Genomic DNA, 12151 nt, shown 5'->3' on the forward strand with positions numbered 1-12151 from the left:
CTATATGTTATATCTTTTTTGTTTTTTTATATAAGACAAAAAAGATGCCATTTCTATTTTTGGACTAAAAAAAAACTCTAAAATTATTTTTAGAGTTTTTAAGATATATTTTTGACTACTTAATTTCTATTGCTGGTAATAATTTACTAGCACATTCACCAAAACCTATTCTTATTTCATCATTTTGACAATAACCTCTTATTATTACGGTATCATTGTCATTAATGAATTTACGTTCGCTTCCATCACTCAAAATAATAGGATTTTTACCACCCCAAGTTAATTCTAGCATAGAGCCAAACGAATCTGGTGTTGATCCAGATATTGTTCCACTTCCCATCATGTCTCCAGAATTTATTCTGCAACCGTTAATAGTATGATGTGCTAATTGTTGAGACATAGACCAATACATGTATTTGAAATTTGAATTTGAAACCACAGTTTCTTCACTGTTTTCAGGTTTAATGGCAACTTGAAGGTTAATATCGAATGCATTTTCTCCTGATTGTTGTAAATAAGGTAGTGGAGTAGGAGACTGCTCAGGACCAGTAACTCTAAAAGCTTCTAAAGCATCCATAGTAACGATCCAAGGAGAAATTGATGAGGCAAAGTTTTTAGCTAAGAATGGTCCAAGTGGAACATACTCCCATTTTTGAATATCTCTTGCACTCCAATCGTTAAATAAAACCATTCCGAAAATGTACTCTTCGGCTTGATCAACTGGAATAGGTTCTCCCATTAAATTTGCATCAGTAGTTATAAAAGCAGTTTCTAATTCAAAATCTACTAATTTAGAAGGCCCAAATACAGGTTCTTTAGCATCCGCTGGTAATGTTTGTCCGTTTGGACGTCTAACAGATACTCCACTTGGGACAATTGTAGAGCTTCTTCCATGGTAACCTACAGGAATATGAAGCCAGTTTGGTAACAGAGCATTTTCTGGGTCACGAAACATTTTTCCTACATTAGTAGCATGCTCTTTAGAGCTATAAAAATCTGTATAATCACCTATTTGAACAGGTAGTAACATTTCAATATCTTTGACATCAAATATGACTACATCTTTATGCTTTTTATTGTCCCTTAATTTTGAGTTTTCTGAATCAAAAATTTCGACTAATCTATTGCGAACTAATCTCCATGTTTTTTTTCCGTCCGAAATGAAGTCATTTAAAGTATCTTGCATGAACATGTCATCTGTAAGATCTATTCCTTCAAAATACCCTAATTGTTGTAACGCACCCATATCAATTGCAGAATTTCCAATTCGAGTACCAATTGTAATTACATCTTCTTTTGTTATGAAAACACCGAAAGGAATATTTTGAATAGGGAAATCACTATTTTCTGGAACATTTATCCAAGATTTTCTAGTAGGATCGTTTGCTATATTTGGCATAATATTTTGTTAGTTTTTTGTTGAAAAATTATACACCAAATATAAACTTTACTGCTAATTTAACAAACCTTTTTTGTAATTTTGAATAAATTTTAACGAATTACTAAGAAATGCAACGCGACGAACAAATTTTTGATCTTATTCTAGATGAACAAGACAGACAAATTCACGGAATTGAATTAATTGCTTCTGAAAACTTTGTAAGTGATCAAGTGATGGAAGCAGCTGGTTCTGTATTAACTAATAAATATGCAGAGGGTTATCCTGGAAAGCGTTATTATGGTGGCTGTGAAGTAGTAGATATAGTAGAACAAATTGCTATTGATAGAGCCAAAGAATTATTTGGTGCGGAATATGTAAACGTACAACCGCATTCTGGTTCACAAGCAAATACAGCTGTGTTTTTTGCCTGCCTAAAACCAGGTGATAAAATATTAGGTTTTGATTTATCTCATGGAGGACACTTAACGCACGGATCTCCTGTTAATTTTTCTGGTAGATTATATAATCCTGTTTTCTATGGGGTTGATAAAGAAACTGGTCGATTAGATTATGATAAAATTCAAGAAATTGCTACTGCTGAAAAACCAAAAATGATTATTGCAGGTGCATCTGCATATTCAAGAGACATGGATTTTGAGCGTTTTCGTAAAATAGCAGATAGTGTTGGAGCGTTACTTTTAGCAGATATTTCTCATCCTGCAGGTTTAATTGCAAAAGGTTTATTAAATGATCCAATTCCACATTGTCATATTGTAACTACAACCACTCACAAAACATTGAGAGGTCCAAGAGGAGGAATGATAATGATGGGTAAAGATTTTGAGAACCCTTGGGGATTAACAACTCCAAAAGGAGATGTAAGAATGATGTCTCATATTTTAGATATGGCTGTTTTTCCTGGGAATCAAGGTGGTCCTTTAATGCATATCATAGCAGCTAAAGCTGTGGCATTTGGTGAGGCACTTACAGATGAATTCTTTAGATATACGATGCAAGTACAAAAAAATGCACAAGCTATGGCTGTTGCTTTTGTAAAAAGAGGGTATCATTTAATTTCTGGAGGAACTGACAATCATATGATGTTGATCGATTTGAGAAATAAAAATATTACCGGTAAAGAGGCTGAAAACGCATTAGTAAAAGCTGAAATAACGGTAAATAAAAATATGGTTCCTTTTGATGACAAATCTCCATTTGTTACTTCTGGAATAAGAGTTGGAACTCCTGCTATTACTACTCGTGGTTTAGTAGAAGAAGATATGGAAACAATAGTTGCTTTAATTGATAAAGTAATTACAAACCATACTGATGAAACTATTCTAGAACAAGTAGCAGAAGAAGTGAATGATTTAATGGGTGAAAGAGCCATGTTTGTTTTTTAAAAGTTATAGCTTCTTTAAAATAATAGAAAAGTCCGATATTTTATCGGACTTTTTTGTTATTCAGTTATTTTGATGGTGTGATTTAACTCTTTTATGCTATCAATAAATTGGTTGTTAGATTTAGGGCTTATATACATTTCATCATATTTATTATACTTTATAATCAATCCATTTCTTGCAGTTGCAGTTTTGAATCCAACCCATAACGTTCTATTTTTAATAATTTCATGGATACTTTCAATCTCTATCTTTCCTTTTATTGGTCCAGATTTATAAATCAGTGTTTTATTTTTTAATTCATAATTAGTTCCAAAATATATCCAAAAGAGTAAACTTACTACTACTGTAATAATAAAAATAGGAATATAGTCATCAATTGTAAGTTTTCCTTGAATTAATTTCCAAATAATAATACTAATAAGTAATAAATTGGTTCCAAAAATAATACTACTAAATAAAGTATCTTTTTTACTTTTAAATTGCATTGAAATTAGCTTTTATTGAATATATGTAGTAAAATTAATAGTTTATAATTTAAAATTCAAATGGTATTTTTAGTTTTTTGAAAATAAAAAAATCTTCAACTATTACTAATTGAAGATTCTATATATAATAAATTATTAAAATCTAGCTTTTTTGTTCTTTATTGAAATACACTAAATAATAGTACATTTGTTTTTCTTCGTCCCAACCTTTTTCTACAAATTTCTCAGCACTTTCAGGGTTAATGAAATCTAATTTTATTTGAATATTAGTATCCAATTGAATTGTATTTTTCATTTTCTTTCTAGCATCAGTAACCGCAGCATTCGCAATTGGAAAATTAGAAACGTCTTCAATACTATATTTAGCTCCTTTATCTACTTTGTAATTTTTAAATTCAGGAATAAATTCAGGATTTTGCATTACTTCGTTTAAGAATGCAGTTTCTTCAAACTCATCATTCTTAGCAAAATGATTCACGGCTCTGTTCATAAACAATACCTCTTGTTGTTTGTCTTCAGCAGGTAAAACTACATCTTTGGCAAAATCCTGACAGAATTTTAAATATTTTTTAGTAATGAAATTTTCATCTTGAAATACATCTACTGATAAGAAATGTTCCAACCAATATCTGGCATCATAACGATTACTATCCACTGTAAGAATTTTGTATCCTTCTTCTTTTTTATAATTGAAGATGATACATCCTTTATCTAATTTATTCAAGTTGATACCTTGTTGTAAAATCATTTCAAGATTACTTCCTTTTTCTTCAAATTGCAAGAAATCGGTTTGAATTTCACTTTTGAAAACGCCAATAGCATCGACTACATTATTATCAATCGAAACATTAGTAAAATAAGTTACATATACTTCACCATTTTTAATATGTGGGTGATTAGATTGCTCAAAAAGATGTAGGGTTATTTTTTTTGAAACTGTATGTATTTCACTTGGATTATCAAAAACTTCTGAAGCTAATTTATACATTTCATTGTATTCTAAATCTACTTCGTGAGCAAATTGATAGTAGTTTTCTTCTTTTTCGCGAAAAGCTTTAAAAAAATATTCTTTTAATAAAGGCATTATTTCATCATTCAGCCCATATGGACTTTCCGATAAAAACGTATTTTCACTTCTACTTTTATTTCCCACTCTATGAATGGAAAGGTTTTCTATGTGCGTGTTGAATAAGTTTATCATTTTCTTTTAATGTGTCAATTATTAATGTGTCAATTTTATGTTTATGAGAAATGTACAATAGGTACATTGACACATTTTCATATTGACTAGTTATTTAATTCCAATTCTCTTCAAAACCAAAATCTTCAAAGCTATCATCACCGTCAAAAGCGTCTAAATCATCTTCATCATAGTCGTCATTAAATTCAGCACCAAAGTCTTCTGCTTCAAAAGTCTTATCAGGAGCATCCAATGGAAGTTGACCATGAGAGAATAAAAGAGATGGATAAGTTTCACCTTCTACTTTTTCTTCAATTGCCGCTAGTTCAACTAAAAAAGTCCACATATTAAAGAAATCATATACATAGATAATTTTAGTTTGGTACTTATCTAAATTATCTTCTAATATGAAATTATTCATAATTCTCATTTCTCCAGGTATATCACCAGTATCAAATAAAGGAATTTCATCTTCTTGATTCCAGGTTTCATCACAGGTATAAAAAGAGGCCATTTCAGTACCATCAAATCCAAATGCATTCACTAAGGCATTGTGTAAATCTTCTAAGGTTGCTTCTTTTTCTATAGCAATATCTCTAAAAATATCTTCTTCTGCATCGAGTATCGCTCGGAATTTATAAATCATAATCTTGAAATTTTAGGAAAGGCAAAAGTAAGGATTATTTACCATTATTGATTTATCAAATTCGGATTGTTAATAATATTTTGTCTAAAATATTGAAGCTTCGGTAATTGTAGTTAAACGTTCTAAAGTTTCTAATCCATAGTAGGAGTTGCCTTTTTTATTTAGTTTCGGACTCCAAACTGCTACGGTGTAATGATTTGGATAAATGGCTACAACACCACCACCAACTCCACTTTTTCCAGGTAAACCTACTTTAAATGTAAATTCACCTGCTTGATCATAAAAACCACACATTTGCATCAAAGCATTCATTCGTTTGCATTGACTAGTTGTAAGAAATTTAAATTTTGTTTTTGGAACTATGCCATTATTTGAAAAAACTTGGAATACTTTGGCTAAATCTAAACAACTCATTTCAATGGAACATTGGTGGAAATAAAAATCTAAAACGTCATCTGGATGATTTTGTATGTTATGAAATGATTTTATATAATTTACTAAAGCTGCATTTCTATATCCATTTTCTTTTTCAGATTGAGCTACAGTTTCATTATATTCTATGTTTTCATTTTCTGATAATTCTTTCATAAAACTTAGAAAATATTCTTTTGGATTTTCAAAATGAGAAACCATTAAGTCAGCAATTACTAAAGCTCCAGCATTAATAAAAGGATTTCTAGGAATTCCATTTTCGTATTCTAATTGAACCAATGAATTAAAAGCATTTCCAGAAGGTTCAAAGCCTACTCGTTGCCACAAATCATTTCCCATTTTTGAAAAAATAATAGAAGTTGTAATGACTTTTGAAATACTTTGAATTGAAAACTGCTCTGTTGCATTTCCAATTGAGTACCTGTTTTGGAAATTATCAATTAAAGCAATTCCAAATTTATCAGTATTAATTTTTTGTAATTCAGGAATATAATCTGCTATTGTTCCTTTATTCTCTAAAAGAGATACTTCTTTATATATTGAGTTGATGATACTTTGGTACTCCATTTTGTAAATTTTGGTAAATGTACTAAAATGTTACAAGCTACAATTCAGTTGCTAAAAATTACAGTTCGGTCATCATAAATTGAATTCTTTTTTTTTCTAATGCAACTTTGCTTCATCAAAAACAATAAATAGTTAAGACATGAAAGTATTTTTTACAATTTTAATAGCATTACTAACCACTTTAAGTTATTCGCAAATTCAAATTACTGGAACAATTCAAGATGAATTTGGCCAACCTATTTATGGAGCTAATATTTTTATCAAAGGCACTTATGATGGAGCCATTTCTGATGAAAAAGGAGTTTTTAAGTTTGAAACTACTGCAAAAGGGGAACAAATTTTGCAAATAAGTTTTATGTCTTATGAAACGATTACTTCGAAAATTAGCATTGAAAATTATAAGAAAAAGACTTATACTTTAAAAGAAAATATAAATACGTTAGACGCTGTTGTGGTTTCTGCTGGAACTTTTAAAGCGGGTGATAATAGTAAAACAACTGCTTTAAAACCGCTAGACATTGTAACTACTGCTGGTTCTGTGGGAAATATTATTGGAGCTTTAGAAACATTACCAGGAACACAAACAGTAGGAGAGAGTGGAAGGCTTTTTGTTCGTGGAGGCGAAAGTGATGAAACCCAAACCTTTGTTGATGGAATTCGTGTAGCACAACCTTATGGAGCAACAGCTAATAACCTACCAACTAGAAGTAGGTTTTCTCCTTTTTTGTTTGATGGAGTAACGTTTTCAACTGGTGGTTACAGTGCAGAATTCGGAAATGCTTTATCTAGTGTATTGTTATTAAATACCATCAATGAACCCGATCAAAGTCAGACCGATATTTCTGTAATGTCAGTTGGTGCTGGTTTGGGAAAAACACAAAAATGGGAGAAAAGTTCGTTAACATTTAATGCTAGTTATATCAATTTAGCTCCTTATCAGTTATTAGTTCCTCAAAAAATAGATTGGAACAAACCTGTTCAATCGTATTCAGGGGAAAGTGTGTACAGAAGAAAATTTAAAAACGGACTTTTAAAAGTATATGGTGCTTTTGATTATACTACTTTCGATATCAATCAAAAAGATGTGAATTTTGCTGAAAAGAGGAACATTGACATTCAAAACAAGAATTTTTATTTGAATACAAGCTACAAAGGGTACTTAAATGATAATTTACAATTGCAAACTGGTTTCGGATTTGGCTATGGCCAAAATAAAATAGGTATTCAAAACGATTTACTTCAAAATAATGAAAGAGCGTTGCATTATAAATTGAAATTTCGTCAAACGATTACTAGTAGAATTAAGTTGAATGTAGGTGGTGATTTTTTTCATACTAATTTTGATGAAAATTATACCGCTTTTCAAACCAACCGATTTGATTATGGCTATCAAAATAATATGACGGCTATTTATTCTGAAGCGGAAATATTCTTTTCTAAGAAAACGGCAATGAATGTAGGTTTACGTTCTTCAAATGCTTCAATAATTGATCAATTTACGATAGAGCCTAGAGTTTCTTTTGCTTATAAAATTGCTCAAAACAGTCAGTTCTCTTTGGCTTATGGTAATTTCAATCAAACCGCTAATGCAGATTATTTGAAATATAATTCCAATTTAGATTATGAGAAAACCCAACATTATATTTTTAATTACATGTACAATAAAGAAGGCAGAATGTTGCGAGCTGAAGCTTATTTTAAAAACTATGATGATTTAGTAAAATATGACGACAATCAACCTAATTTCAATAGTAACTATACGAATACGGGTTATGGTTATGCAAAAGGAATCGATTTGTTTTGGAGAGACAATAAAACGGTTAAAAACTTAGATTATTGGGTTTCTTACTCTTTTATTGATTCGGAAAGAGATTATAAAAATTATAATAAGGAAGTTACTCCAAATTTTATTGCTAATCATAATTTTTCAGTAGTGACTAAGTATTGGTCTGATAAATTAAAATCACAAATTAGTGCTACATATTCTTTCAATTCTGGAAGACCTTATAATAATCCAAATATTGCTGAATTTATGAATGAAAAAACCAAATCATTCAATAATTTAAGTTTGAGTTGGGCCTATTTACTTTCGCAACAAAAGATTTTATTCTTTTCGGTTACCAATGTTTTAAATGCCAATAATATTTTTGGTTACCAATATGCTAATACTGCAAACATAAACGGTCAGTTTCAAAGACAAGCTATTACACAACCTGCTAATCAATTCTTCTTTGTTGGTTTCTTTTGGACCATTAGCGATAATAATAAGACTAATAATTTAGATAATTTGTAGAAGAGTGATTAGAAACTAGTTCCTAGTATTTAGTCCTTAGGGATTAGTAAAAAGCTATTATAAACAAACTTAAAGCATCTATTAATTAACTAAAAGTATATAATATATTACTTTAAGTAAATAAAGTATTACTTAAAGTAAATATATGAATACTAAAAGCTTATAAAATGTTGCAAAAAGGTATTAAATAAGAGCTATTAGTGAATAATTAGAAGTTAAATGAATCTCTAAGGTTGCTAATAACTAAGGACTAAGGACTAAATACTAGGTACTAAAAACAATTGATCCTCAAAAAACGACAGTTCGGTAATAATCAATTTTATTAGAAAGCTAACTAACCGAAATTTGTTCTATCAAAAAGGAAGAAAGAGTAAAGAAGAAAGAAAAAAGAGTAAAGAAAATTGAAACAACATACAACTTAGAACATATAACAAATAACAATTTAAAATTTAAACATTATGACACGAATTATCACATTTATCGCAATCTTCGTAATTTCAGTAGTAACAGCTCAAGCACAATATGAAAAAGGAATGCAAGAAGCTTTAACCTTATGGCAAAATGATAAACCAACAGAAGCGATTGCTCTATTTGAAAGGATAGCCTCTGTAGACGAACAAAATTGGTTGCCTAATTATTACATAGCCTTAATCAACACCACACAATCTTTTCGTTATATGAATGATAAAGCAAAAGTAAAAACACTTTTAGAGGAAGCACAAAAAGCACAAGACAAGATGAACAAAATTGCTTTAGATAATCCAGAAGTATTAGTTATGCAAGCTATGATTCATACAGGTTGGATAGTTTATGATCCTATGACTAATGGTCAAAAGTTATCTGGTGATGTAATGTATATTTACAATAAAGCGTATCAAATTGCTCCAGAGAATCCAAGAGTTGTGTTTCAAAAAGCTTCTTATGAAATTGGAATGGCTTCTTATTTTGGTCAAGATACCAAGCCAATGTGTGCTCAAATAGAAAAATCTATAGAACTTTTTGCTAACTTTAAACCGGAAACACCATTTCATCCAACTTGGGGTTTAGAAAGAGCACAACAGGAGTTGGAGAAATGTAAAAAATAATAAATATTTAGAATGAATTATCTAAGAGAAATTAAAAAAGCATTGTTAATAGGACTAATTATTTTTATTGTCTTACAAGTAATTAATTTAGTTTTAAACCAAAGCTTACCCAATTTTGAAAGCATCAAATGGAATTTTTTATATACTATGCTTTATGCTGTTGTTTTGTATATGGCTAATGCTATTATTTTTATTCAATTAGATAAACATTTTGAAAAAAACAGGTTTCATTTAAAGCGATTAGTAGTTGGTTTTTTAGCTTCATTTGCCATCTCTGGTTTTGTTATTTTTTTACTGCGAATGTTAGAAGATGTAGTTTTTGAAAGTAAACCTTTAGATCAATTTTTTAAAACTGAAAGCCCATCAAACTATTTAGTAGCTATGATTATAACCGTTATAGTTACCCTTTTAATTCATTTGGTATATTTCTATAAGGCTTATCAAGAAAATAAACTGAAAGAACAAAAGATAATTGCAGGAACAGCTTCAGCTAAGTTTGAGAGTTTGAAAAATCAATTGGATCCTCACTTTTTATTCAATAGTTTAAATGTGTTAAGCTCTTTAATTGAAGAAAATCCAGAAAATGCTCAAAAATTCACGACTTCATTATCTAAAATTTACAGATATGTGTTGGAACAAAGAGATAAAGAATTAGTTTCTGTAGATGAAGAATTACAATTTGCAAAAACCTATATGAATCTTCTAAAAATGAGATTTGAAAACAGTATTACATTTGAATTGCCTGAAAAATTTGGTAATGAAGAAGCAAAAGTAGTTCCGTTATCACTTCAATTATTATTAGAGAATTGCATCAAACACAATGTGGTGAGTGAATCAAAACCATTACATATAAAAATTGCAATTGAAGAAAATCAATTAACAATAAGTAACAATTTTCAAAAGAAAGAAGTATTGCAAAGTAGAAAAGGAGTGGGTTTACAAAACATTGTAAATCGCTATGCGATACTAACAAAAAGAAATGTATTAGTGGAAGAAAATGAAAAGCATTTTAAAGTTTTCTTACCTATTTTAACCAAACAAATTACAATTATGGAATCAAAAAATATATATTCAGAAAATATGGCTTATGCTCGAGCTAAAGAAAGAGTAGAAAAATTAAAAGGTTTTTATGGCAATCTTATTTCTTATTGTTGTGTTATTCCTATTTTGATAATTATTAATTTAAATACGTCAAGTTTCCAATGGTTTTGGTTTCCTATGTTGGGTTGGGGATTAGGAGTTACGTTTCATGCTTTGGAAACGTTTGGTTACGGTAAATCTTGGGAAGAAAAGAAAATTCAAGAGATACTAGAAAAGGAAAATAGAGAACAATCAAAATGGAAGTAAGGATGGAAAATGATACGAATTCAAAAGAATTGATGGAAGAAATAGCAAGAGAGAAAGTTCAAAAAATTAAAAAGTTTTATACGCATTTATTCATTTTTGTAATTGGAGTTATAGTTTATGTTTCTAAGGCTTATTTGGGAGCTCCTTTAAACTTTTGGCCTATAAAGTTTATTAATGAATTCTTTATGTGGTGTTGGACTTTTATAATTGTAGTACAAGGAATTAGATTGTTTCTTAGCCAAAATATACTTAGTAAAAATTGGGAAGACCAAAAAATTAAAGAGATTTTAGAGAAAGAAAAAACTAACAAACAAAATTGGGAATAAAATGGAAAAGTATAGTAATGATTATGAGCGTTATCAAAAAGCGCAAAAAAAAGTAAAAGAAATAAAAGGATTTTATGGAAACTTAATAAGTTACATAGTAGTTATTTCCGTTTTAGCTTTTATTAACTTGAGCTATTCACCTAATCATTTATGGTTTTTTTATCCTATGTTAGGTTGGGGATTGGGTGTTTTCCTTCAGGCAATGAGTGTTTTTAATTTTTTTCCTTTTTTAAATAAAAATTGGGAAGAAAAAAAGATTAAACAGTTTATGGAAGAAGAGAAAAATGAAGTAAATAAGTATAAATAAAAGGAAAATATGAAAGAAGATTTAAACTATTATAAGGCGAAGAAAAGAGTAGAACGAATTAAAGGGTTTTATGGGCATTTAGTGTCATTTATAGTAATCAATTTAGTTTTATACGTAGTTAACTTGGTTACTTACCCTAATGATTTTTGGTTTGATTATTGGTTTTACTGGCAACTTCTAATTTGGGGAGTAGGTTTAGTATTTCATGGGATAGTCGTTTTTTATTCACTTCCTTTTTTTGGTAAAGAATGGGAAGAAAGAAAGGTAAAACAATTTATGGCAGAAGAAGAATATCAAAATAATAAAATGGAATAAAATGAGTATAGAGGATAGAATACAAAGAAGAATGGATAGAAGAGGAGGTGCCGATTTTACTTCTTCAAATCCAGATGAGATTAAATATCAAGAAGCTTTAAAAAGAGTAAAGCGAATTAAAGGTTTTTATACACATGCCTTGGTTTATATTGTAATTAATATTATGATAATTATTGTTAATGTTCAAGGTTTAAAAGAAGGCGAAAGTTATTTTCAAATTCATAATTTCTTCACTCTTTTTTTCTGGGGAATTGGTTTGTTAGCACATGGTTTATCCGTTTTTCTGCCAGGAATGATTTTAGGAAGTAATTGGGAAGAACGTAAAATTAGAGAGCTAATGGAGAAAGAAAAAAAAGAGAAATGGGAATAAATTGTAATCGATTT

Annotated in this window: 13 protein-coding genes; 8 read left to right on the top strand and 5 right to left on the bottom strand. The window is 29.5% G+C overall.

Annotated elements, in window-relative coordinates; translation table 11 throughout:
- Window positions 1–115 precede the first annotated feature (115 nt).
- Entirely contained in the window at window positions 116–1399 is a 1284-nt protein-coding gene (gene fahA / locus FIA58_RS01730; protein ID WP_140959384.1) for a fumarylacetoacetase, read from the bottom strand.
- Between the two features lie 110 nt (window positions 1400–1509).
- Here fahA and glyA point away from each other — a divergent pair, with 110 nt between their 5' ends.
- Window positions 1510–2784, top strand: coding sequence for a serine hydroxymethyltransferase (gene glyA, locus FIA58_RS01735; RefSeq protein WP_140959386.1), 1275 nt, complete (start codon window positions 1510–1512; stop codon window positions 2782–2784).
- A gap of 56 nt (window positions 2785–2840) precedes the next feature.
- Here glyA and FIA58_RS01740 read toward each other — a convergent pair whose 3' ends face one another.
- The 4 genes from FIA58_RS01740 to FIA58_RS01755 form a co-directional block, all read right to left on the bottom strand.
- Entirely contained in the window at window positions 2841–3269 is a 429-nt protein-coding gene (locus FIA58_RS01740) for a PH domain-containing protein (protein ID WP_140959388.1), read from the bottom strand.
- Window positions 3270–3411: 142 nt separating this feature from the next.
- Complete coding sequence (locus tag FIA58_RS01745) at window positions 3412–4470, bottom strand: nucleoid-associated protein (protein ID WP_140959390.1); 1059 nt, start codon at window positions 4468–4470, stop codon at window positions 3412–3414.
- Window positions 4471–4564: 94 nt separating this feature from the next.
- Complete coding sequence (locus FIA58_RS01750; protein WP_140959392.1) at window positions 4565–5095, bottom strand: plasmid pRiA4b ORF-3 family protein; 531 nt, start codon at window positions 5093–5095, stop codon at window positions 4565–4567.
- Between the two features lie 84 nt (window positions 5096–5179).
- On the bottom strand, window positions 5180–6094 hold the full coding sequence (locus tag FIA58_RS01755; protein ID WP_140959394.1) for a glutaminase: 915 nt from the start codon (window positions 6092–6094) through the stop codon (window positions 5180–5182).
- A gap of 139 nt (window positions 6095–6233) precedes the next feature.
- Here FIA58_RS01755 and FIA58_RS01760 point away from each other — a divergent pair, with 139 nt between their 5' ends.
- From FIA58_RS01760 to FIA58_RS01790, 7 genes are all read left to right on the top strand, one after another.
- Window positions 6234–8387 carry a TonB-dependent receptor gene (locus tag FIA58_RS01760; protein ID WP_140959396.1) on the top strand — a complete coding sequence of 718 codons (2154 nt, stop codon included), beginning with the start codon at window positions 6234–6236 and terminating at the stop codon, window positions 8385–8387.
- A gap of 458 nt (window positions 8388–8845) precedes the next feature.
- Window positions 8846–9472 (top strand): hypothetical protein, encoded by a 627-nt coding sequence (locus FIA58_RS01765; protein ID WP_140959398.1) that lies wholly within the window; start codon window positions 8846–8848, stop codon window positions 9470–9472.
- A gap of 12 nt (window positions 9473–9484) precedes the next feature.
- The gene (locus FIA58_RS01770) at window positions 9485–10819 is read left to right on the top strand and encodes a 2TM domain-containing protein (RefSeq protein ID WP_140959400.1); all 1335 of its coding nucleotides are present in this window, start codon (window positions 9485–9487) and stop codon (window positions 10817–10819) included.
- A gap of 2 nt (window positions 10820–10821) precedes the next feature.
- Window positions 10822–11145: a 2TM domain-containing protein gene (locus FIA58_RS01775; protein ID WP_243754622.1), complete on the top strand. Its 324-nt coding sequence runs from the start codon at window positions 10822–10824 to the stop codon at window positions 11143–11145.
- 1 nt (window position 11146) lies between these two features.
- Window positions 11147–11452, top strand: a complete 306-nt coding sequence (locus FIA58_RS01780; RefSeq protein WP_140959404.1) for a 2TM domain-containing protein — start codon at window positions 11147–11149, stop codon at window positions 11450–11452.
- A gap of 9 nt (window positions 11453–11461) precedes the next feature.
- Window positions 11462–11767: a 2TM domain-containing protein gene (locus FIA58_RS01785; RefSeq protein ID WP_140959406.1), complete on the top strand. Its 306-nt coding sequence runs from the start codon at window positions 11462–11464 to the stop codon at window positions 11765–11767.
- A 1-nt stretch (window position 11768) separates the two neighbouring features.
- Entirely contained in the window at window positions 11769–12137 is a 369-nt protein-coding gene (locus FIA58_RS01790; RefSeq protein ID WP_140959408.1) for a 2TM domain-containing protein, read from the top strand.
- The last annotated feature ends 14 nt before the right edge of the window (window positions 12138–12151 follow it).

Origin of the sequence: Flavobacterium jejuense (genome assembly GCF_006491595.2) — a bacterium.
Lineage (GTDB): Bacteria > Bacteroidota > Bacteroidia > Flavobacteriales > Flavobacteriaceae > Flavobacterium > Flavobacterium jejuense.

Excerpts from the sequence above, each read along its gene's own strand:
- fahA (WP_140959384.1), bottom strand. The coding sequence starts at position 1,399 with ATGCCAAATATAGCAAACGATCCTACTAGAAAATCTTGGATAAATGTT.
- glyA (WP_140959386.1), top strand. The coding sequence starts at position 1,510 with ATGCAACGCGACGAACAAATTTTTGATCTTATTCTAGATGAACAAGAC.
- FIA58_RS01740 (WP_140959388.1), bottom strand. The coding sequence starts at position 3,269 with ATGCAATTTAAAAGTAAAAAAGATACTTTATTTAGTAGTATTATTTTT.
- FIA58_RS01745 (WP_140959390.1), bottom strand. The coding sequence starts at position 4,470 with ATGATAAACTTATTCAACACGCACATAGAAAACCTTTCCATTCATAGA.
- FIA58_RS01750 (WP_140959392.1), bottom strand. The coding sequence starts at position 5,095 with ATGATTTATAAATTCCGAGCGATACTCGATGCAGAAGAAGATATTTTT.
- FIA58_RS01755 (WP_140959394.1), bottom strand. The coding sequence starts at position 6,094 with ATGGAGTACCAAAGTATCATCAACTCAATATATAAAGAAGTATCTCTT.
- FIA58_RS01760 (WP_140959396.1), top strand. The coding sequence starts at position 6,234 with ATGAAAGTATTTTTTACAATTTTAATAGCATTACTAACCACTTTAAGT.
- FIA58_RS01765 (WP_140959398.1), top strand. The coding sequence starts at position 8,846 with ATGACACGAATTATCACATTTATCGCAATCTTCGTAATTTCAGTAGTA.
- FIA58_RS01770 (WP_140959400.1), top strand. The coding sequence starts at position 9,485 with ATGAATTATCTAAGAGAAATTAAAAAAGCATTGTTAATAGGACTAATT.
- FIA58_RS01775 (WP_243754622.1), top strand. The coding sequence starts at position 10,822 with ATGGAAAATGATACGAATTCAAAAGAATTGATGGAAGAAATAGCAAGA.
- FIA58_RS01780 (WP_140959404.1), top strand. The coding sequence starts at position 11,147 with ATGGAAAAGTATAGTAATGATTATGAGCGTTATCAAAAAGCGCAAAAA.
- FIA58_RS01785 (WP_140959406.1), top strand. The coding sequence starts at position 11,462 with ATGAAAGAAGATTTAAACTATTATAAGGCGAAGAAAAGAGTAGAACGA.
- FIA58_RS01790 (WP_140959408.1), top strand. The coding sequence starts at position 11,769 with ATGAGTATAGAGGATAGAATACAAAGAAGAATGGATAGAAGAGGAGGT.